At 70.0% G+C, this 21245-nt stretch carries 19 protein-coding genes; 6 read left to right on the top strand and 13 right to left on the bottom strand.

Annotation, left to right across the window (positions count from 1 at the left end; genetic code table 11):
- Positions 1-37 precede the first annotated feature (37 nt).
- A complete protein-coding gene (gene panE, locus CEG14_RS00315) occupies positions 38-964 on the bottom strand; it encodes a 2-dehydropantoate 2-reductase (RefSeq protein ID WP_094824366.1) in 927 nt (308 codons plus the stop codon).
- Positions 965-1028: 64 nt separating this feature from the next.
- Positions 1029-2015 carry a DedA family protein/thiosulfate sulfurtransferase GlpE gene (locus CEG14_RS00310; protein WP_094824365.1) on the bottom strand — a complete coding sequence of 329 codons (987 nt, stop codon included), beginning with the start codon at positions 2013-2015 and terminating at the stop codon, positions 1029-1031.
- A 288-nt stretch (positions 2016-2303) separates the two neighbouring features.
- Between CEG14_RS00310 and CEG14_RS00305 the strand changes: the two genes are divergently transcribed.
- The 5 genes from CEG14_RS00305 to CEG14_RS00285 are packed head-to-tail and all read left to right on the top strand — an operon-like array spanning position 2304 to position 8184.
- Positions 2304-3332 (top strand): BMP family protein, encoded by a 1029-nt coding sequence (locus CEG14_RS00305; RefSeq protein WP_094824364.1) that lies wholly within the window; start codon positions 2304-2306, stop codon positions 3330-3332.
- A complete protein-coding gene (locus tag CEG14_RS00300) occupies positions 3329-4858 on the top strand; it encodes an ABC transporter ATP-binding protein (protein WP_094824363.1) in 1530 nt (509 codons plus the stop codon). Before CEG14_RS00305 ends, CEG14_RS00300 begins: the two co-directional genes overlap by 4 nt.
- On the top strand, positions 4855-5928 hold the full coding sequence (locus CEG14_RS00295; protein WP_094824362.1) for an ABC transporter permease: 1074 nt from the start codon (positions 4855-4857) through the stop codon (positions 5926-5928). The genes CEG14_RS00300 and CEG14_RS00295 overlap by 4 nt, the downstream gene beginning before the upstream one ends.
- Positions 5929-5938: 10 nt before the next feature.
- Positions 5939-6889: an ABC transporter permease gene (locus tag CEG14_RS00290; protein ID WP_094824361.1), complete on the top strand. Its 951-nt coding sequence runs from the start codon at positions 5939-5941 to the stop codon at positions 6887-6889.
- A 17-nt stretch (positions 6890-6906) separates the two neighbouring features.
- Positions 6907-8184 (top strand): amidohydrolase family protein, encoded by a 1278-nt coding sequence (locus CEG14_RS00285; protein WP_094824360.1) that lies wholly within the window; start codon positions 6907-6909, stop codon positions 8182-8184.
- A 28-nt stretch (positions 8185-8212) separates the two neighbouring features.
- On the opposite strand, the gene CEG14_RS00280 is transcribed toward CEG14_RS00285, so the two are convergent.
- The 9 genes from CEG14_RS00280 to CEG14_RS00240 are packed head-to-tail and all read right to left on the bottom strand — an operon-like array spanning position 8213 to position 16398.
- Entirely contained in the window at positions 8213-8569 is a 357-nt protein-coding gene (locus CEG14_RS00280) for a RidA family protein (protein ID WP_094824359.1), read from the bottom strand.
- A 41-nt stretch (positions 8570-8610) separates the two neighbouring features.
- A complete protein-coding gene (locus tag CEG14_RS00275) occupies positions 8611-9762 on the bottom strand; it encodes an NAD(P)/FAD-dependent oxidoreductase (protein WP_094824358.1) in 1152 nt (383 codons plus the stop codon).
- Complete coding sequence (locus CEG14_RS00270; protein WP_094824357.1) at positions 9759-11204, bottom strand: FAD/NAD(P)-dependent oxidoreductase; 1446 nt, start codon at positions 11202-11204, stop codon at positions 9759-9761. The genes CEG14_RS00275 and CEG14_RS00270 overlap by 4 nt, the downstream gene beginning before the upstream one ends.
- Positions 11201-11503, bottom strand: a complete 303-nt coding sequence (locus CEG14_RS00265; protein WP_094824356.1) for a (2Fe-2S)-binding protein — start codon at positions 11501-11503, stop codon at positions 11201-11203. The genes CEG14_RS00270 and CEG14_RS00265 overlap by 4 nt, the downstream gene beginning before the upstream one ends.
- Positions 11487-12635 (bottom strand): NAD(P)/FAD-dependent oxidoreductase, encoded by a 1149-nt coding sequence (locus CEG14_RS00260; protein ID WP_094824355.1) that lies wholly within the window; start codon positions 12633-12635, stop codon positions 11487-11489. The genes CEG14_RS00265 and CEG14_RS00260 overlap by 17 nt, the downstream gene beginning before the upstream one ends.
- Entirely contained in the window at positions 12635-13435 is an 801-nt protein-coding gene (locus CEG14_RS00255) for an ABC transporter permease (protein WP_094824354.1), read from the bottom strand. The genes CEG14_RS00260 and CEG14_RS00255 overlap by 1 nt, the downstream gene beginning before the upstream one ends.
- 11 nt (positions 13436-13446) lie before the next feature.
- Positions 13447-14301: an ABC transporter permease gene (locus CEG14_RS00250; protein ID WP_094824353.1), complete on the bottom strand. Its 855-nt coding sequence runs from the start codon at positions 14299-14301 to the stop codon at positions 13447-13449.
- Positions 14298-15350 carry an ABC transporter ATP-binding protein gene (locus CEG14_RS00245; RefSeq protein ID WP_094824352.1) on the bottom strand — a complete coding sequence of 351 codons (1053 nt, stop codon included), beginning with the start codon at positions 15348-15350 and terminating at the stop codon, positions 14298-14300. Before CEG14_RS00245 ends, CEG14_RS00250 begins: the two co-directional genes overlap by 4 nt.
- A gap of 16 nt (positions 15351-15366) precedes the next feature.
- Positions 15367-16398: an ABC transporter substrate-binding protein gene (locus CEG14_RS00240; RefSeq protein WP_094824351.1), complete on the bottom strand. Its 1032-nt coding sequence runs from the start codon at positions 16396-16398 to the stop codon at positions 15367-15369.
- Positions 16399-16636: 238 nt separating this feature from the next.
- Between CEG14_RS00240 and CEG14_RS00235 the strand changes: the two genes are divergently transcribed.
- The gene (locus CEG14_RS00235) at positions 16637-17428 is read left to right on the top strand and encodes a GntR family transcriptional regulator (RefSeq protein ID WP_094824350.1); all 792 of its coding nucleotides are present in this window, start codon (positions 16637-16639) and stop codon (positions 17426-17428) included.
- Positions 17429-17474: 46 nt separating this feature from the next.
- Here CEG14_RS00235 and CEG14_RS00230 read toward each other — a convergent pair whose 3' ends face one another.
- On the bottom strand, positions 17475-19172 hold the full coding sequence (locus CEG14_RS00230; RefSeq protein ID WP_094824349.1) for a hydantoinase B/oxoprolinase family protein: 1698 nt from the start codon (positions 19170-19172) through the stop codon (positions 17475-17477).
- A complete protein-coding gene (locus CEG14_RS00225; RefSeq protein ID WP_094824348.1) occupies positions 19165-21216 on the bottom strand; it encodes a hydantoinase/oxoprolinase family protein in 2052 nt (683 codons plus the stop codon). The genes CEG14_RS00230 and CEG14_RS00225 overlap by 8 nt, the downstream gene beginning before the upstream one ends.
- Positions 21217-21245: the final 29 nt, after the last annotated feature.

Raw genomic sequence — 21245 nt, 5'->3', positions numbered from 1 at the left:
CGCGAAATGATGCGAATCAACGGCGCACGAGCCCGGCTCAGGCCGCGGCGCGCTGGGCCTGATACACCTGCAGATGGGTGTAGGCCAGGCGCAGCAGCGGCGTGGCGACGCCCTGCTGCGCGCCGCGCGCGATCATGTCGCCGACGATGTGGTCGGCCTCCACGCGCAGGCCCTGGCGCAGGTCGCGGAACATCGATGCGGTCATGGGCTGGGCGGGATCGGTGAACACCTTGAGCGCGTGCTCCTCGGCCGCGGGCCGCGCCGGGAAGCCGGAGGCGGCCGCGACCTGCTGCGATTCGCGCAGCAGCTCGCGCAGGAAGACCGCGCCGTCGGGCTGCGAGCAGATCTGGCCCACGCTGCCGCGCATCAGGCAGGTGGCGGCGGCCAGCGTGGTCAGGAACATGTATTTTTCCCAGATGTCCTGGTAGATCTCGTCGCTCAGGCGGCAGCTGAAATCGGCCTTGGACAGCACCGCGTCGAGCGCGACCGCGCGCGCGCTGCGCGCCTCGCCGGCGCGCTCGCCGAACACGAAATTGGCGTGCTGGCCCATGTGGATCACCTCGCCGTCCTTGCCGAGCGTGGCGTTGATCTGGCACAGGCCGCCGTAGACGCGCTGCGCGCCGAACGCGCGGTCGAGCAGGTCGTACTGCAGCACGCCGTTCATGATGGGCAGCACGGCGGTGTGCTCGCCCACGGCCGGGCGGATCGCCTGGATGGCGCTGTCCAGGTCGTAGGCCTTGCAGCTCAGGATGATGACGTCGTAGCCGGGCTCGAGCGCGTCGGCCGTGACGATCTGCACCGGCACCACCGCGTCGCCGCGCGGGCTCTGGATGCGCAGGCCCTCGGCCCGCAGCCGCTCGGCGCGCGCGGGCCGCACCAGAAACGTGACGTCGGCGCCCGCCTGCGCGGCACGGCCGCCGAAGTAACCGCCGGTACCGCCGGCGCCCAGAACCAGAATCCGCATATCTCCACCCTTGTCGTTGCGCGGCCCGTGCCGCGATTGCAGCGGCATTATGCGCCGCGACCGCTCAATGCGCCCGGGCGGTGGCGTCTTCGTCCGGCGCTTGAACCATGGCGTCGGCGCTGGCCTGGGCGGCCAGGCTGGCCCAGGCGTCGTAGCCGCCGCGCAGCGCCCAGATGCGGGTGTAGCCGGCCGCGCGCAGGCGCGTGGCCAGCCGCGCCGCCGAAATCTCGTTGGGGCAGGCGCAATAGACCACGATGGGGGTGTCGCCCGGGTCGGCGCCCTCGGGGAAGGCCAGGCCCTTGAGCGGCGCCCGCACGTCGAACGCGATCGCCCCCGGGATCCGCGCGATGGAATCGCCGGCCGCCTCCGGGCGCACGTCGATGATGACCGGGGTGCGGCCGTCGGCGCGCCACTGCAGCAGGTCTTCGACCGACAGGCGCGGAATCACGCGCAGCGTGCGCAGCAGCACCCAGCGCCGCAGCGCCTTCCAGCCGAGATACAGCGCCAGGGCGGCGGCGATCACGCCCAGGCCGAGCGCGCCATAGCGGTCGAGGCCGTCGAGGATGTCGCTGACGATGCTCGAAAACAGTGCACCGACGAGCAGTGCCGAGCCCGACCAGATCAGCGCGCCGGCCAGGTCGTAGAGCACGAAACGGCGGTAGGGCGTGCCCGTGAGGCCGGCCATGACGGTGCCGAGCGCGCCGGCGCCGGGCAGGAATTTGGAGATCAGCAGGATGCGCGGACCGACGCGCAGATAGAGGCCCTGGGTCTGGCGGATGCAGGAATCCTGCGACAGCGACACCTTGCACACCAGGCCCAGCAGGCGCGCGCCGTAACGGCGCCCGGCCAGGTACCAGGCCGAATCGGCCAGCAGACAGGCCAGCGCGGCCGCCAGCCAGGCGGCGATCCAGCCGCCCGCGCCGCCCGCGACGGCGCCTGCGGCGATCAGCATCGGATAGGCCGGCACGGGCAGGCCGGCCTGTTCGACCAGCACGTTGAAAAATACGAGCCAGCCGCCGTATTGCTGCAGCAGGGTCAGGATGTCTTGCATGGGAGGAACCGGAATTGAGCGCTTCGCCATTCTAGGCCCGCCCGCGTGCCGGCGGCGCAACAGCCCTGATGGCGTGTCGGGCGGCGTCAGTGGGCAAGGCACCGCGTCGGTGCGTACAATTCCCATCCTGGTGCGTCATGCCCCGATATCGGGCGCGGCCTTCGCCGCCCGCCGCCCGTCGTGGCAATGGCATACATATTGCTTTTAAGAATGCAGGCTGCCGCCGGCCTCCGCCCGGCCGTACCGGCCCGTTCTGCATCTCTCTCTTTCTCCCATTAGGAATCTTCGATGACTCTCTCGTCTCTCTCCCGCGCGCCGGGCATGGCGCGCCGCGGCCTGCTCAAGCTGGGCATGGCCGTCAGCCTGGTGCTGCTGGGCGCCACCGCCCACGCGCAGGCGCCGGCCAAGACCAAGGTCGCCGCCATCTACACGGTGCCGGTGGAACAGCAGTGGGTGTCGCGCATCCACAAGGCGCTGTCGGCCGCCAAGGAGAAGGGCGAGATCGAATACGTGTTCTCGGAAAACGTCACCAACGCCGACTACGAGCGCGTGCTGCGCCAGTACGCCGAGCAGGGCAACAACCTGATCGTCGGTGAAGCGTTCGCGGTCGAGGCGGCCGCCCGCAAGGTCGCGAAGGACTACCCCAAGACCGCCTTCCTGATGGGTTCCTCGGGCAAGCCGGCCCAGCCCAACTTCTCGGTGTTCGACAACTACATCCAGGAGCCGGCCTATCTGAGCGGCATGATCGCCGGCGGCATGAGCAAGTCGGGCAAGATCGGCCTGATCGGCGGCTACCCGATTCCCGAAGTGAACCGCCTGATGCAGGCCTTCATGGAAGGCGCCAAGGAAACCAACCCGAACGTCACCTTCACCGTGACCTTCATCGGCTCGTGGTTCGATCCCCCGAAGGCCAAGGAAGCCGCCTTCGCCATGATCGACAAGGGCGCGGACGTGCTCTACGCCGAGCGTTTCGGCGTGTCGGATGCGGCCAAGGAGCGCGGCAAGCTCGCCATCGGCAACGTGGTCAACACCCAGGCCCAGTACCCTGAGACCGTCGTGGCCTCGGCGCTGTGGAACATGGAGCCCACCATCGAGCAGGCCCTCGCCAAGGTCAAGGCCGGCGACTTCAAGGCCGAAGACTACGGCCAGTACTCGATGATGAAGTTCAAGGGCTCGGAGCTCGCGCCGCTCGGCACGTTCGCCGGCAAGGTGCCCGCCGACCTGATGGCCAAGGTCGAAGCCAAACAGAAGGCCATCCTCGACGGCAGCTTCACCGTCAAGGTCGTCGACAGCGAACCCAAGTCGACCGCCAAATGAATGACGCCGCTCTCGCCCTCCGCCTCACGGGGGTGACCAAGCGCTTCGGCAGCCTCACGGCCAACGACGACATCTCGCTCTCGCTGCGCGCGGGCGAGGTGCTCGCGTTGCTCGGCGAGAACGGCGCGGGCAAGTCCACGCTGGTCTCGATCCTGTTCGGCCACTACGTGGCCGACGCCGGGCGCATCGACGTCTTCGGCCAGCCGCTGCCGCCGGGGCGTCCCGACGCGGCGCTGGCCGCCGGCATCGGCATGGTGCACCAGCACTTCACGCTGGCCGACAACATGACCGTGCTCGACAACGTGATGGTCGGCACGGAATCGCTGTGGAAGTTCGCCTCCGCGCGCAAGCGCGCGCGCGAGAAGCTGGTGGCGCTGGGCCAGCGCTTCGGCCTCGCCATCAATCCCGACGCGCGCGTGGGCACGCTGTCGGTGGGCGAGAAGCAGCGCGTCGAAATCCTCAAGGCGCTGTATCGCGGCGCGCGCGTGCTCATCCTCGATGAGCCCACCGCCGTGCTCACGCCGCAGGAATCGCAGGCGCTGTTCGCCACGCTGCGCGGCTTCGTCGCCGACGGCCTGGCGGTCATCTTCATCTCGCACAAGCTCGACGAAGTGATGGCCGTGTCGCAACGCGTCGCCGTGCTGCGCCAGGGCAAGCTCGTGGCCGAGCGCGACACCGCCGCCACCTCGGCGGCCGAACTGGCCGAGCTGATGGTGGGCCGCAAGGTGGTGATGCCGCATGCGCAGCCCGTGCCCGCGCGCGAGCAGGTGGCGCCGGTGTTGCGCCTGTCGCAGGTCACGGTGCGCGACAACGCCGCCGCCGTGCCGCAGCTCGATGCGCTCGACCTCACCGTGCACGAACACGAGATCGTCGCGATCGCGGGCGTGGCCGGCAACGGCCAGCAGGCGCTCGTGTCGGTGCTCACCGGCCTGCGCCATCCCGCCGACGGCACCATCCGGCTCGGTCCGGAAAGCGCGGCCGCGCCCGCCACCCCGGCGGGCTGGACCGCCGCCGGCGTCGGCCGCATTCCCGAAGACCGCCATCACGAAGGCGTGCTCGGCGACAGCCCGCTGTGGGAAAACGCCATCGTCGAAGACCTCGACGACCCGCGCTTCGCGCGTTTCGGCGTGATCCGCGCGCGCGAGGCGCAGGCCTATGCGCGCGACCTCGCGACCCGCTACGACGTGCGCGCGGCCTCGCTGTCGGTGCGCACCCGCAGCCTGTCGGGCGGCAATATGCAGAAACTGATCCTGGGCCGCGCCCTCACGCGCGAACCGCGCCTGATCGTGGCCGACCAGCCGACCTGGGGCCTGGACATCGGCGCGGTCGCCTACGTGCGCGAGCAATTGCTGGCCGCGCGGGCGCGCGGCGCCGGCATCCTGCTGGTCTCCGAAGACCTCGAAGAGATCTTCGCGCTGGCCGACCGCATCGCCGTGCTGTGCGCCGGCAAGCTGGTGGCCGACAAGCCGGTGGATCAATGGACACCCGCCACCGTCGGGCTGGCCATGACTGGAGCTTCATCATGAGTTTGATACTGGAGCGGCGGACCGAACCCAGCCGCTTCGCACTGGCCGTCGCGCCCCTGGCCGCGATCGCCTTCACCCTGCTGATCTGCACGCTGCTGGTGGCCTGGGCCGGCGCGCCCGTGGGCCGCACCTACGCCTTGCTGTTCGAGGGCGCCTTCGGCTCGCGCTTCGCGCTGTCCGAGACGCTCACGCGCGCCACGCCGCTGATGCTCACGGGCCTGGCCTGCGCGGTCGCGTTCCGCGCGCGGCTCTTCAACATCGGCGCGGAAGGGCAGCTCTACATGGGCGCGCTCGCCGCGGTCGCCGTGGGCGGCATGCATGGCGGCGTGGGCCTGGACCTGCCGGTGCCGGTGCTGTTCGGCGGCATGCTGCTGGCGGCCGCGCTGGCCGGTGCCGTGCTGCTGCTGATCCCCGCCATTCTCAAGTCGCGCCTGGGCGTCGACGAAGTGGTGACCACGCTGCTGGGCAACTTCATCGTGCTGCTGTTCGTGTCGATGATGCTGGACGGCCCGATGAAAGATCCCATGGCGATGGGCTGGCCGCAATCGGTCGCGCTCAACCCCGACCTCGAACTGGGCAAGCTGATCGAGCGCACCCGCGCCCACACCGGCCTGCTGTGGGCGGCCGGGCTGGCGGTGGCGCTGTGGCTGGTGAACCGCTACACCGTATTTGGCTTCCAGATGCGCGCGGTCGGCGGCAACGCCCACGCCGCGCGCTTCCTGGGCCTGCCGGTGAGCCGCGTGATGCTGTGCACCGCGATGCTGTCGGGCGCGCTGGCCGGGCTGGCCGGCGCGATCGAGGTGGCGGGCCGCACCAGCTACGTGACGCTGGATATGTCGCCGGGCTACGGCTACACCGGCGTGGTGGTGGCGATGCTGGCCGGCCTGCATCCGCTGGGCGTGATCGCGGCCAGCGTGTTCGTGGCCGGCATGCTGGTCGGTGCCGACAGCATGAGCCGCGCCATCGCCGTGCCCAACTACATCGCCGACGTCATCGTGGCGACTTCGCTTTTGTCCATGTTGGTGGCGACGCTGTTTGCGCAGTATCGCGTGCGCCGCAACCCCGCTTGAGGACCGAGTCATGGAATGGATGGATCTACTCGGCTCGGCGGCATTCTGGATCGCCGCGCTGCGCCTGGCGACGCCGCTGATTCTCGGCACGCTGGGCGTGCTGATGTGCGAGCGTGCCGGCGTGCTGAACCTCGGCATCGAGGGCATCATGGTGGCGGGCGCCTTCAGCGGCTGGCTCGCCGTCTACCTGGGCGCGCCGCTCTGGCTCGGCGTGGTCGCGGCGGCATTCGCCGGCGCGGTGTTCGGCCTGCTGCATGCGGTGCTCACGGTGCCGCTGGGCCTGTCGCAACACGTCTCGGGCCTGGGCGTCACGATGCTGGCGACCAGCCTGAGCTACTTTGCCTACCGCGTGACGTTCCCGAGCGTCACCACCCCGCCCACCATCGTGCCCTTCGCCGAGATGAAGGCGCTCGCCGGCATTCCGCTGTTCGGGCCGGTGCTGGCCGGGCTCACGCCCATGACACTGCTGGCGCTGATCGCCGTGCCGCTGGTGGCCTGGCTGCTCAACCGCACGCCGGCCGGCCTGGCGCTGCGCATGGTGGGCGAGAATCCCGCCGCGGCCGAAGGGCAGGGCCTGTCGGTGACGAAGCTGCGCATGAGCGCCATCGTGGCGGGCTCCGCGCTGATGGGCATCGCGGGCAGCTTCCTCACGCTGTCGGCCTTCAACGCCTTCTTCTTCAACATGGTCAACGGCCGGGGCTGGATCTGCGTGGCGCTGGTGGTGTTCGCCTCGTGGCGGCCCGGCAAGGCCTTGCTGGGCGCGCTGGTGTTCGCCTTCTTCGACGCCATCCAGTTGCGCCTGCAACAGGCGGGCGCCGCGCTGCCGGGCCTGCCCGAGCTGCCGTATCAGGTCTACCTGATGCTGCCCTACATTCTTTCCATCCTCGCCCTGGTGGTCGTGGCGCGCCGCGCCGCCTACCCGCAGGCGCTGATGAAGCCCTATCGCAAGGGCGAACGCTGATCTACCGGAGTACCCACATGTTCGATCTCATCATCAAGCAGGCCGTGCTGCCCGACGGCCGCGGCCCGCTCGACATCGGCGTGCGCGATGGCCGCATCGCCGCCATCGAGCCGCAACTGGCTGCCGAAGCCGGCGACGTGCTGGACGCGCAGGGGCAACTGGTCTCCACGCCCTTCGTCGACGCGCACTTCCACATGGACTCGACGCTGTCGTATGGCCTGCCGCGCGTGAACGAATCGGGCACGCTGCTCGAAGGCATCGCGCTGTGGGGCGAGCTCAAGCCGCTGCTCACGCAGGAGGCGCTGGTCGAGCGCGCGCTGGCGTACTGCGACTGGGCCGTGGGCCGCGGCCTGCTGGCGATCCGCAGCCACGTCGACGTATGCGACCCGCGCCTGCTGGCGGTGGAAGCGCTGCTGCACGTGCGCGAGCAGGTCAAACCTTATCTCGACCTGCAACTGGTGGCCTTCCCGCAGGACGGCGTGCTGCGTGCGCCGGCCGCGCTCGACAACCTCAAGCGTGCGCTCGACATGGGCGTGGACGTGGTGGGCGGCATCCCGCACTTCGAACGCACCATGCAGGACGGCGCCGAATCGGTGCGCATCCTGTGCGAGCTGGCCGCCGAACGCGGCCTGCGCGTGGACATGCATTGCGACGAGAGCGACGATCCGCTGTCGCGCCACATCGAATCGCTGGCGTACCAGTCGCAGCGGCTCGGCCTGCACGGCCGCGTCACGGGCTCGCACCTGACCTCGATGCATTCGATGGACAACTACTACGTGTCCAAGCTGATCCCGCTGATCCGCGAGGCCGGCGTGGCCGCCATCGCCAATCCGCTGATCAACATCACACTGCAGGGCCGCCACGACACCTATCCGAAGCGCCGCGGCATGACGCGCGTGCCCGAGCTGCTGGCCGCCGGCGTGCCGGTGGCGTTCGGCCACGATTGCGTGATGGACCCCTGGTACAGCCTGGGCGGCGGCGACATGCTGGAAGTGGCGCACATGGGCCTGCACGTGGCCCAGATGACCGGCCGCGATGCGATGCTGGCCTGTTTCAAGGCCGTGACCGAAACGCCGGCCGCCATCCTCGGCCTGGACGACGTCGGCCTGGCGGTCGGCAAGCGCGCCGACCTGGTGCTGCTGCAGGCCGGCGATCCGGTCGAGGCGATCCGCCTGCGCGCGGCGCGCCTCGCGGTGATCCGCGGCGGCCGCATCATTGCGCGCACGGCGCCGGTGCGCGCGGAGCTGGCCCTGCCGGGCCGCCCCGCGTCGGTCGACTTCCGCCTGCGGCGCTGACGCCGCGGGCGAGGGGCGGTGCGCGCCGTTACGCGCGCGCCGCCGTCACGATGATTTCCACCAGCAGTTCGGGCGCGGCCAGCTTGGCCTCGCAGGTGGCGCGCGTGGGCATGGCCTCGCGCGGCGCCCACTCGCCCCAAACGCCGTTCATCGCGGCGAAATCACGGTCGATGTCCTTGAGCCAGATCTGCACCGACAGCAGGCGGGTCTTGTCGGTGCCGGCCTGCGCCAGGTAGCCGTCGATCTTCGCAAGCGCGTCGCGCGTCTGCGCGGCCACGCCGCCTTCGGCGCGCGAGGTGACGCCGGCCACGTACACCGTGTCGCCGTGGATCACGATGCGCGAGAGTCGTTCGTTCGAATCGATGCGGGTGATGTTGCTGCTCATGCTGCGCCTAGCTCCTTTGGGCCCGTGAGGGCGTGGATGAATCAGTGCGGGGCGGCGTGCGCCACGCCCGCTTCGAAACGATTCACGGCAAACGGCGCGATCGGCAGGGCCGCCTCGCCGCGCGTGATGAGATCGGCCAGGATGCTGCCCACGATGGGCCCGAGCTCGAAGCCATGGGCCGAGAACCCGAAGGCGTGGAAGGCCTGTTCGCGCCGCAGGCTCGGGCCGATCACCGGGATCTCGTCGGGCATGGCCGCCTCGATGCCGGCCCAGCCGCGATTGACGACGGCCTCGCGCATGTGCGGAAACAGGTCGCACACGGTGCGTGCACCTTCGCCGAGCGAGCGGAAGTCGAGCTCGGTGGCCTCCGCGTCGCGATCGACCCAGGCGCGCCGGCCACCGCCGATCAGCACGGTGCCGTTGCTGCGCTGCTTGAACGACAGCGGCCGCCCGGTGCCCAGCACCACGGGATCGAGAAAGTGCGGCATGCGCAGCGTCACCAGCATCATCGGGCTGATGGGCAAAAGCGGCACCGGCTCGTCCCATTGCGCGGCGATGCGATCGGCCCAGGCGCCGGCACAGTTCACCAGCGTTTCGCAGGTGTAGTCGCCCGCGTCGGTGCTGACGATCCACTGGCGTGCCTCGCGGCGCGTCTGCAGCACCCGCACGCCCTCGGCAAAGCGGGCGCCGAGCGAGGCTGCCTTGCGTCGGAACGCCAGCGTGGTGCGGTAGGGATCGGCGGCGCCATCGCCGCGCACGATCAGGCCGCCCAGCACCGAGGGCGCGAGCGCCGGCACCAGCGCGCGCAGCGCACCGGCGTCGATCCACTCCTCGTGTTCGTAACCCAGCGCCCGCAGCTGTGCGCGCCGGCGCGTGAGCGTGGCCACGTCGGCCTCGTTCTCCGCGACCCGCACCTGGCCGTGCTGCTCGTAGCCGCAGTCGTCGTCGACCAGGTCGCCGATGCGGTACCAGAGCTCGCGCGAGGCCAGCGCCAGCGGAATCTCGGCCACGTGGCGCGAGAGCGTGCGCACGCCGCCCGCATTCACGCCCGAGGCATGACGCCCCACGTAATTCTTCTCGAGCACGAGCGCGGCCACGCCCGCGCGCGCGAGGTGCAAGGCGGCGGAGCTGCCATGCAGCCCGCCACCGATGACGATGACCTGCGCATGACGCGAACCGCCGGGTGCGCTCATTTCTTCAACCGCACGACGGCCTGGCGCGACGCGTCGGTCTGCGGCAGCGAGGCGAGCTCGCCGAGCGTGAGCGGCTTGGTCGGGAAGCGCAGGCGGTAATAGCCGACGTCCTGCGTGGGCACGCCGCGCTCGTCGGCGATGAGCTCGGTCACCGTCAGCCCGCAATAGCGGCCCTGGCACGGACCCATGCCGCAACGCAGGAACGACTTCATCTGGTTGGGGCCGCTGCAGCCCAGCTTGACCGTCTCGCGCACCTGCTGCGCGGTGACCTCCTCGCAGCGGCACACGATGGTGTCGCCGGTGGGCCGGCGGAACGCGTCGGGTGCGCGATACAGCGTGTCGAAGAAGGCGCGGCCGCGCGTGGCGCGCGCCAGCGCGGCGCGCGGCGCGGCGGCTCGCTCATCGCGCCGGGCCGTGTCGATGCGGCCCAGCCGCGCGGCGATGCCGAGCGCGGCGATGCGGCCGCGCTCTTCGGCCGCCAGCGCGCCCGCGATGCCGGCGCCGTCGCCCGCGATGGCGATGCCGGGCACGCTGCTCGCGCCCCACGCATCGAGACGCGGCTCCCAGCAATCGAGCGCCGCGTTCCAGTCGTGTTCGAGGCCGAGCGCGCGCGACAGATTCACGTTGGGCACCACGCCCTGATGCAGCAGCAGCTGGTCGACGGGCAGTTCGCCCGCGCCGCTGGCCGACGTGTAGGCGACGCGCTGCACGTGGCCGTCGCCCAGCGCGCGCAGCGCCGAGACGTTGCGCACGATGCGGATCTCGCGCTTGACCGCGCGCATCAGCTTCAGGCCCTTGGCCAGATAGGGCGAACGCAGGAAGTCGAAGGCGTGCGGCAGGGCCTTGCCCAGCCGGCCCGGCGGGGTGGTCTCGAGGATGGCGTCGATCTTCACGCCGGCATTGAGATACTGCCAGGCCACCAGGAACAGCAGCGGGCCACAGCCCGCCAGCACGGTGCGGCTGCCCGGCACCACGCCCGCCGACTTGAGCAGGATCTGCGCCGCGCCGGCCGTGATCACGCCGGGCAGCGTCCAGCCCGGAATCGGGAAGGGCCGCTCCTGCGCGCCGGTGGCCAGCAGGATCTCGCGCGCATGCAGCAGCCGCGCCTCGCCATCCACCGAGTACGCCACCTCGAAACCCTCGTCGGGCTGCGGCGCGGTCATGCGCGACACTGCCCACACGGTGGCGCGCGGCTCGTAGCGCGCGCCGCTGGCCTGGAACGGGCCGACCAGCTCGCTGCCGTGCCAGTAGTCCTCGCCCAGCACCTTGCGGTCGGTGACCGGCGTGGTCGTGATGGCGCGATAGATCTGGCCGCCCGGCGCCGGCTGCTCGTCGAGCAGGATCACGTCGACCCCGGCCCGCGCGGCCTCCGTGGCGGCCGCGAGGCCGGCCGGACCCGCGCCCACCACCAGCAATTCACACGTCGTCTGCTTCATCGTCATACCTTGCGCGCGCCCAGCTGGCGCTCGATCTTCATGCCAGGCGCCACGGGCGTCATGCAGCCCTGGCGGTTGGGTTGCCCGTCGATCGTGACCAGGCAGTCGTAGCACACGCCCATCATGCAGAAGGGCCCGCGCGCCACCTCGTTGACCGCGGTGTCGCGGCAGGCGTCCATGCCGGCGGCGAACAACGCCGCGGCCACGCTGTCGCCCGCACGCGCCTGCACGGGCTGGCCGTTGACGTGGATCTCGACCGGCGCGCTTCGTGCCGGCTGCTGCGCCGCCTCAAGCCTCTTGAACATGAAATCTCCCGGTGGAAAACGGCGCCATGTCTTCATCGAGCCTGCCGGCCACGATCATGGGCGCCAGCGCCAGCGCGTGGGCGGCCGCCAGCGTCACACCGCTGTGACAGGTGGCCACGAATACGCCGGGGCAGGATTCGGATTGCTGATAGATCGGAAAACCATCCTTGGACATTACGCGCAGCGCCGCCCAGCTGCGCACCACCCGCACGTCGCGCAGCGCCGGCAGGGTGCGCACCGCCCGGTCGGCCAGCGTGCCGAGAACCGGCAGGCCGACGTCCTGGTCGGCGTAGCCCGCCTCTTCCTGCGAGTCGCCGATGAGCCACGAGCCCTCGTCCATCTGGCGCAGCGTCGACAGCGGCGTCTCGAGGACGCGGCGGGTGCGCTCCATCACGATGATCTGGCCGCGCTGCGGCCGCACCGGCACATCCAGGCCGACCTGCTCGCCGAGCGCCTTGTTGGACAGGCCGCTGGCCAGCACGATCTTGCGCGCGCGCACCGTGCCCTCGGGGGTCTGGACCTCGTAGAGCTCGCCCGCGCGGCGGATCTGCTGCGCGGGCCGGCGCGGCAGATAATCCACGCCCACGCGTGCAAACGCCGTGTGCAGCGCACGCAGCAGCTTGAGCGGATTGGCGATGCCATCGACCGGCGTCCAGGTCGCGCCGCGCACGTCGGGCCCCACGCCGGGCAGCATGTCGGCCAGCTCGTGCCGGTCGAGCAGCTTCCAGGGGTACTGCGCCATGCCGGGCTGCGCCTGCAGGGTCTCCATGAACTTCGCGCGCGCCGCGACCTCCTCGTCGCTGAGCAGCACGTGCAGGCCGCCGTTCTGTTCGAGCCGCACGTCCACGCCGGTTTCCTCGAGCAGCGTGGCCGCCAGCTGCGGCCACAGGCCCGCCGAGCGCATGGTCCACACGCCGTAGCGCGGCATGCCCATGCCCTTGCTCTGCACCCACACCAGGCCGAAGTTGCCGCGCGAGGCGCGATAGGCCACGTCGCCCTCGTCGAGTACCGCCACGCGTTCGAGCTCGCGCGCCAGGCCCCAGGCCAGCGCGGATCCCACCAGGCCGCCGCCCACCACCAGCGCGTCGTACACGCCCTGGCCGGCGTGCGCCGCATTCGCTTCGCTATGCATTACCGTCCTTTGCCCACAAACAGTTTTTCCAGTCCGATCCAGCGATCCAGCACGAAGATCGCGATCAGCGTCACGTAGATCAGCACCGCGGACACCGCCGTCACGAGCGGATCGATGGTGTCTTCGATATGCAGGAAGATACGCACCGGCAGCGTCGTGGTCGAGGGGGAGGCGATGAAAATCGACATCGTCAGCTCGTCGAAGCTGGTGATGAACGCGATGACCCAGCCGCTCACCACGCCCGGCAGGATCAGCGGCAGCACCACGCGGCGAAACGCCGTGGCCGACGAGGCGCCCAGCGACAGCGCGGCGCGCTCCAGCGAGGGGTCGATGCCGGTGGCGCTGGCCAGCACCAGGCGCAGCGCATACGGCATGATGATGATGATGTGCGCCATCACCAGGCCGAAGTAGGTGCCCACCAGCCCGATCGAGGTGAAGAACTTCAGGAAGGCCAGGCCCAGCACCACGTGCGGGATCATCAGCGGCGACATGAAGAAGGCCAGCAGCGCCTCGCGGCCGCGGAAGCGGTTGCGCGCGATGGCCAGCGCCCCCGGCACCGCCAGCACCACCGCCACCGTGGCCGACAGCGCGCCCAGGCCGAGGCTGAACCAGAACGCCTCCATGAAGCGCGGATTGTCGAGTATGGCGCGGAACCAGCGCAGCGACAGGCCGTTGGTCGGCAGCGAGATGAAACCTTCGCTGGTGAACGCCACCGCGCACACCATCACGATGGGCGCAAGAATGAAGGCGATGAACAGCGTGTGGAAGATGAGGCCGATCGGGCCGTTGCGGAATGTCATGCCGGCCTCCTTCAGTTGAACACCGCGCCGTAGCGCCGTTCGATGATGCGGTTGGCCGCCAGCAGCACGATCACGGTGGCCAGCAGCAGCAGCATGGCCAGCGCCGCGCCGAGCGGCCAGTTGAGCGTGTTCAGAAACTCGTCGTAGGCGGCGGTCGCCACGGTCTTGAGCCGGCGTCCGCCGATGATGGCGGGCGTGGCGAACGCGCTCGCCGCCATCGCGAACACCATGATGGAGCCCGACAGGATGCCCGGCATGACCTGCGGCACGATCACGCGGCGGATCACGGTGAACTGGCTCGCGCCCAGCGACAGCGCGGCCGCCTCGGTCGACGGATTGATCCGCTGCAGCGAGGCCCACACCGAGATCACCATGAACGGCACCAGCACGTGCGTGAGCGCGATGCCCACGCCCAGGTTGCTGTACATCAGGTCGATCGGCTGCGACAGCACGCCCAGCGCCATCAGGGCGCGGTTGATGAGGCCGGTGGAACCGAACAGCAGCGCCCAGCCGAGCGTGCGCACCACCACCGAGATCAGCAGCGGACCCAGCACCACCATCAGGAACAGGCCCTTCCAGGGATTGGCCATGCGCGACAGCACATAGGCCTCGGCCGTGCCCAGCACCAGGCAGGCCAGCGTGACCAGCGCGGCCACGCCGAAGGTGCGCGCGTAGATCTCGTAGTAATAGCTGTCGCCCAGGATCTCGGCGTAGTTTTCCCAGTTGAGCGCGGCCTGGATGCCACCGTAGAAATCGAAGTTGAAGAAGCTGATCAGGAACACCAGCGCGAGCGGCACGATCAGGAAGGTCGCATACACCGCCAGCGCCGGCGTGCTCAGCAGCCAGGGGTTGTGGCGTTCGCTCATGCGGCCTCGCCCCGGCCGACGCCGCGCATGTCTTCGGCGCGCCAGTGCAGGTGCACCGTCTCGCCCTCGGCCGGCACCGCGGTGCCGTCGTTCTGGCGCATCACCAGCACGTCGCCCACCGAGGTCTCGACCTGGCAGAGCCAGTGATTGCCCTGGAACACGCGGGTCTTGATGCGGCCGGGCAAGGCACAGAGCGCCGCCTCGCCGAAATGGATCTTCTCGGGCCGCACGATCACCGCGCCCTGCGGCAGCGCCGCGCCGTCGAGCGTGATGTGGGCCTCGCCCACCTGCGCGCGGCCGCCGCCGGCCGCAGCGCTCGCGGCGGGGTGGAACACGTTCGCCTTGCCCAGGAAGCCGCCGACGAAACGCGTGGCCGGCACCTCGTAGGCATCCACCGGATCCGCCACCTGCTCGACGCGGCCCTGGTTCATCACCACCACGCGATCCGACAGCGCCATGGCCTCGGATTGATCGTGCGTGACCAGCACGGTGGTGGTGCCCACCGTGCGCTGGATCGAGCGCAGCTCCAGCTGCATTTCCTCGCGCAGCTTGGCATCGAGGTTGGACAGCGGCTCGTCGAGCAGCAGCAGGCTGGGCTTGATCACCAGCGCACGCGCCAGCGCCACGCGTTGCTGCTGGCCGCCCGACATGCGCGCGGGATGGCGGTCGGCCAGGTGCGACAGGCCGACCAGCTCGAGCGCCTGGCCGACCCGCTCGGTGCGCTCGCGCCTGGCGATGTTGCGCATCTCCAGGCCGAACGCCACGTTTTCCGCGGCCGTCATGTGCGGGAACAACGCGTAGTTCTGGAACACCATGCCCAACCCGCGCTTGTTGGCCGGCATGCGCGACAGATCGCGGCCGTCGAGTTCGATGCTGCCCGCGGTGGGCGGCACGAAGCCCGCGATCATCTGCAGGGTGGTGGTCTTGCCGCAGCCCGAGGGGCCCAGCAGCGAGACGAACTCGCCCTTGGCCACCGACAGGCTCAGATCGTCCACCGCGGTTGCCTCGCCGTAGCGCTTGGTGAGGCCCTTGAGCACGAGATAGGTCATGGTGTTGCCCTTGCGCTCAGCGCTCGATCTCGCGCGTCCAGCGCTTGTTCCAGGCGTCGCGGTTCTGGTTCACCGTGTCCCAGTCGATCACGATCAGCTTGGCGGCACGCTCGCCCACCGGCAGCGGCACGCGCGGATCGTCCTTGACCTCGGCCTTCTTGTTGACCGGGCCGTAGCCATAGCTCGTGGCGAGCTTGGCCTGCACCTCGGGCGTCACCAGGTACTGCACGAAGGCCTGTGCAACGGGATTCGGCTTTTCCTTGGCCACCGGACACACCGACGAGAGCAGCGCATACGCACCCTCGCGCGGGTAGACGAAGCCCACCGGGAAGCCGGTGTCGGCAAACGCCTTGGCGCGGCCGCTGCCCCACACCGCGATCGAGGCCTGGCCGCTCGAGAACAGCTCGGTCATCTTGCCCGGCGAGGGTTCATAGACCAGCACGTTGGGCCCGACCTCGTTCTTGAAGGTGTCGAAGCCCGCGTCGATCTTCTTCTCGCCGCCGCCCTTGGCGCGCGCGTACTGCACCACCGCGTGCAGACCGTAGGTGTTGTTGAGCGGCGGGACCACGAGCTGCTTCTTGTACTTCGGATCCTTGAGGTCGTCCCACGAGGTGGGCGCGGCCCACTTGCGCTCGTCGAACAGCTTCTTGTTGTACATGATGCCGGTCGCCACGATGCCGATGGCCACGGCCTTGTCGTCCTTGTAGCGCGCGGCCTCGTAGAGGTCGGCGGCGGGCAGGCCCTGGATCGGGGCGCAGAAGCCCAGCGCGATGGCCTGGTACATGGGGCCATCGTCGATGATGGCCACGTCGACCTGCTGATTGCTTTTCTGGGCCTGCAGGCGCGCCACCGTGTTGGTGGAGTTGCCCGCCACGTAGTCGAGCTCGACGCCGTGCTGCTTGGCGAACGGCGGGAAGATGTCCTGCCGCATGATGTCCTCGAACGAGCCGCCGTATCCGGCGACCACCAGCTTCTGCTGCGCTTGGGCCGCGCTGGCGGCCCCCGCACCCACCGCGATGGCGGCAAGGGCAACTACGACTTTCTTCATGACACTTCCCCTAGTTCTGGATACACAGGTAGCGACCAACGGCGTCGTGAGGCAAGGCTGCGGACGGGTTGCGGGGGAGGGCGGGCCGACTCAAAATTCCGGCCTGGCGGGCTCGCGCCCGACCGCCAATCCTCATACAATTTGTCCGGACATTCATGTCCGGACAAATAATCGCCGCCGTACACCCCGGTGTCAATTCAGTGTTGACCCCAATACCGGCCGCCGCACAGGAGACCTCATGCCCCGTACCGCCTCGACCGCCGCACGCCCGATTGCCCGCAGCGACGACCTCGCCAGCGGCACGCGCGCGCCGCGCTACAAGGCCATCTACGAAGAACTGGCGCGCGGCATCCGCACCGGCCAGTACCCCGTGATGACGCTGTTGCCGACCGAGCACGAGCTGTGCGAGCGCTACGACGCGAGCCGCCACACGGTGCGCGAGGCGATCCGGCTGCTGACCGAGGCCGGCATGGTGTCGCGCCGGCCCGGGGTGGGCACCCGTGTCGAGACGGCGCGCGCCACCACCCGCTACACGCAGCGCATCTCGGCGATGTCCGATTTGTTCCAGTACATCAAGAACGCCAACCTGCGCGTGCTCGACAGCCAGCTGCTCGAGGCCGACGACAGCGTGGCCGGCGTGCTGGGCTGCCAGCCGGGGCAGGTCTGGCTGCGCGTGCGCGCCATCAAGTCGCTCGGCGCGCAGAACGAGCCGGTGGCCTATGTGCATGGCTACGTGCATCCCGACTACGCCGCGATCCAGCCCGACATCGGCCGCGTGAAGGTGCCGCTGTCGCGCCTGATCGAAGAGCGCTACAGCCAGCGCATCCATGAGGTGAGCCAGGAGTTCTCGGCCACGCCCATCGAGGGCGAGATGGCCGACAACCTCAAGGTGGCGCCGCAGACCGCCGGGCTGGTGATCGCGCGCCGCTACTACGGCGAACAGGGCACGCTGATGCTGGCCACCGTCACCACCTTCCCGCACACCAAGATGAAGTACTCGATGTCGCTCAAGCTCGACTGGCACGAGTGAGCGGGCCGCGGCCGGCGCCTGCCGGGCGCGCCGCCGCGCCGCGCGCCTACGCGGCCTGGCCATAGACGTCGCGGGCGGCCGCCGTGCTGACCTTGCCGTCGCGCACGTCGCGCGCCAGCAGCGCGGCCGGCCGCTCGCGCGGGTCGCCGTAGCCGCCGCCGCCCGGCGTTTCGATGCGCACGCTGTCGCCTGGCGCGAGCGCGATGTTGGCGGTCTTGGAGAAGAGCTCCTCCTCGTTCGCCTGGCCGAAGTTGCGCACCAGGCGCGCGCGCCGGCCGTCGCCGCCGCCCGCCACGCCGCTCGCCACCCCCACCACATGGCTGTCCGAGCGCGCCGAGAACACGATGCCGGGCCCGACGGCGCTGATCTGCTTGGCGATCGCCATGCCGCCGCGCGTGCGACCCGCGCCGCCCGAGTCCGGCACCAGCGCGTACTCCTGCATCAGCAGCGGATACTCGTTCTCCAGCGCCTCGACCGGCAGGTTGGAGGTGTTGGTCATGTGCACGTGCACGCCGTCCATGCCGTCGATGTCGAGACGCGCGCCGGCGCCGCCGCCGAGCGTCTCGAGATACACGAAGTGGCCCTCGCGGCCGGGCCAGCGGCCCGAGAACACGATGGCCGGGCAGCAGTCGTTGCCCGAGGCCATGATGCGCTCGGGCGGCAGCAGGCCGCGGAACGCACCGAAGATCGCGCCGGCCACCTTCTGCGCCGTGATCGAGCGCGCGCCCACCGCGGCGGGATGTTCCGGATTGGTGATGGTGCCCAGCGGCGCGCTCACGCTGATCGGATCGAACAGCCCGGCGTTGGGCGCGAGGTCCGGATCGAGCAGTGCCTTGACCGCGTAGTAGACGCAGGCGCGCAGGGCGTTGAACGGCAGGTTCATGGCGCCGCGCGCCTGCTTGCCCGAGCCGGTGAAGTCGAACGCCAGCCGGCCGCCGGCCACGGTCAGCGTGACCTGGATCGGCACCGGATCGCCGCCCATGCCGTCGTCGTCGAGATCGCTGCGGAACGCATAGCTGCCTTCGCGCAGCTCGGCGATGCGGTTCGACAGCCGGCGCCGGGTGTACGCGATCACGTCGTCCACCGACTGCAGCACCGCGGCCAGCCCCATCTGGCGGATCAGGCCGCGCACGGCGGCGGCGCCGCGCTCGTTGGTGGCCATCTGCACCCGCAGATCGAGCACGCGCTCCTCGGGGTCGCGGGTGTTGGAGCAGACCAGCCGCAGCAGGTCTTCGTCGAGTTCGCCGGCGCGCGCGATGCGGCAGGCGGGAATGCGGATGCCTTCCTCGAAGATCGAGCGCAGGCCGCCCGCGATCGAGCCGGGCACCGCGCCGCCCACGTCGGAGTGGTGCGCGATGTTGGCGGCGAAGAAGCGCAGCACGCCCTCCCAGAACACCGGCGTGACGATGTTGATGTCGGGCAGGTGGCTGCCGTTGGCGAGATAGGGGTCGTTGCAGATGAAGATGTCGCCGTCGCGAATGCCATCGGCGCCGTAGGTATCGAGGATCGCCTGCATGGCGCCGTCGAGCGAGCCCAGGTGCAGCGGGATCTGGGTGCCCTGCGCCACCAGCCGGCCGGCCGCGTCGAACAGCGCCACGGAGCAGTCCTTGCGCTCCTTGATGTTGGTCGAGAACGAGGCCCGCACCAGCGTGTTGTTCATGTCTTCGGTGATCGACAACAAGCGGTTGCAGAACACCTCCATGCCGACGGGATCGGCGATCCGTTCGGGCTGGACGTCAGTCATTCGTGTCTCCTTGCAGGCGGATCACCAGATTGCCGTAGGCATCCACCGTGACATGGTTGCGCGGCGCAACCACCGTGGTTGAACTCATTTCCTCGATCAGCGCCGGCCCGCGCAGCGCGGCGCCGGTGGGCAGCAGGTCGCGGTCGTACACGGGCGCTTCGCACCAGCCATGCTGCTCGCCGAAATAGGCGCGCCGCGTGCCGAGCTGCGCGGCGGCCAGGGTGCCGCCGACCGTGCGCGGTGCCAGCGGCGCCTTGATGACCTGGCCCACGGCCTGCAGGCGGCAATTGATGATCTGCACGCGGCGATCGTCGACCACATAGCCGTACTCGCGCTGGTGCTCGGCGGCGAAGCGCGTCATGAACGCGGCGAAGTCGTCGCCCGGCGCCAGCGGCACCTTGACCTCGAAGTTCTGCCCTTCGTAGCGCGCGTCGATGGCGGCATGCGTGACCCGCAGGCCCGCCTCAACCCGCTCCTCGTCGAGCCAGGCCTGCGCCTGCTGCTCGAGCTCGCCGAAGAGCCGGCCGATCTCAGGCCAGCCCGCCGCGCTCGCCACCGCGATCTCGCTGCGCACGAAGTCGAACGAGATGTCGGACAGCAGGATCCCGCGCGCGCACATCGTGCCCGGCTCCTGCGGCACGATCACGCACGGAATGCCGCATTCCTCGGCCACCTCGACGGCGTGCAGCGGCCCCGCGCCGCCGTAGGCATAAAGCGCGAAGCCCGACAGATCGTGGCCGCGCTCGGTGGATACCGCGCGGATCGCGCGGCTCATGTTGGCGGCGGCGATGCGCAGGATGCCCTCGGCCGCCGCCTCCAGCGACAGGCCGAGCGGTTCGGCCACGCGCCGTTCGATCACCTCGCGCGCGGCCTCGGCATACACCGGCATGCGGCCCTTGAGCAGCGTGACCGGGTTCAGGCGCTGCAGCGCGATCTCCGCGTCGGTGATGGTGGGCTCCTCGCCGCCGCGGCCGTATCCCACCGGCCCCGGCACCGCACCCGCGCTGTGCGGGCCCACCTTCAGGCCGCCGGCGTCGTCGAGCCACGCGATGCTGCCGCCGCCCGCGCCGATCACGTGGATGTCCACCATCGGCGTCTTGACCGGATAGCCCGCCACCTGGCGATGCGAGGTGAACAGCGGCCGGCCGTCGCAGATCAGCGACACGTCGGTGCTGGTGCCGCCCACGTCGAACGTGACGAGGTTGAGGCTGCCGATCACGCGGCCCACCGCGGCCGCGCCCACCACGCCGGCGGCCGGCCCCGACAGGCAGGTGCGCACCGGATACTGGCGCACGCTGGCGATCGACATCAGGCCGCCGTTGGAGTGGATGGTGTGCGGCTCGTGCACGATGCCCAGCTCGCGGGTACGCGCCAGGAAGCGCTCCAGATAGCGCTCCATGCGCGGGCCCACGGTGGCGTTGAGCACGGTGGTGGAGAGCCGCTCGTACTCGCGGAACTCGGGCAACACCTCGGAGGACAGGCTGATGTAGGCCTCGGGCATGATCTCGCGCAGGATCTCCGCGGCGCGGCGCTCGTGCGCGTCGTTGCGGTACGAATGCAGGAAGCACACGGTCACCGCCTGCAGGCCGGCATCGCGCAACTGCTCGGCGGCGCGCCGCACCTGGTCTTCGTCGAGCGCCACCAGCACCTCGCCCGCCGCGTTGACGCGCTCGTCGATCTCGATGCGCCACTCGCGCGGCACCGCCACCGGCGGCTTGCCCACGCTGTAGTCGTACAGATGCGGGCGGGTCTGGCGCGCGATCTCCAGCACGTCGCGAAAGCCGCGCGTGGTGAGCAGGCCCACCTGCGCGCCCTTGCGCTCGATGATGAGGTTGGTGGCCACCGTGGTGCCGTGGCCCACGTGCGCCACCTGGTCGGCGCGCACCGCGTGGGTCTCGAGCAGGTTGGCGATGCCTTCCTGGATGGCCTGCGACGGATCGTGCGGCGTGGAGGGCACCTTGTGGAAGTGCACCTGGCCGTTGTCCTCGTCGATCATGGTGAAGTCGGTGAAAGTGCCCCCGACATCGATACCGATGCGATACATGAAGCTGTCCCCGTTGTGAGCTGCCCGGT

It is taken from the genome of Bordetella genomosp. 1, from assembly GCF_002261335.1.
GTDB lineage: Bacteria > Pseudomonadota > Gammaproteobacteria > Burkholderiales > Burkholderiaceae_B > Bordetella.
This window is presented reverse-complemented; position numbering and strand designations above follow the sequence as displayed.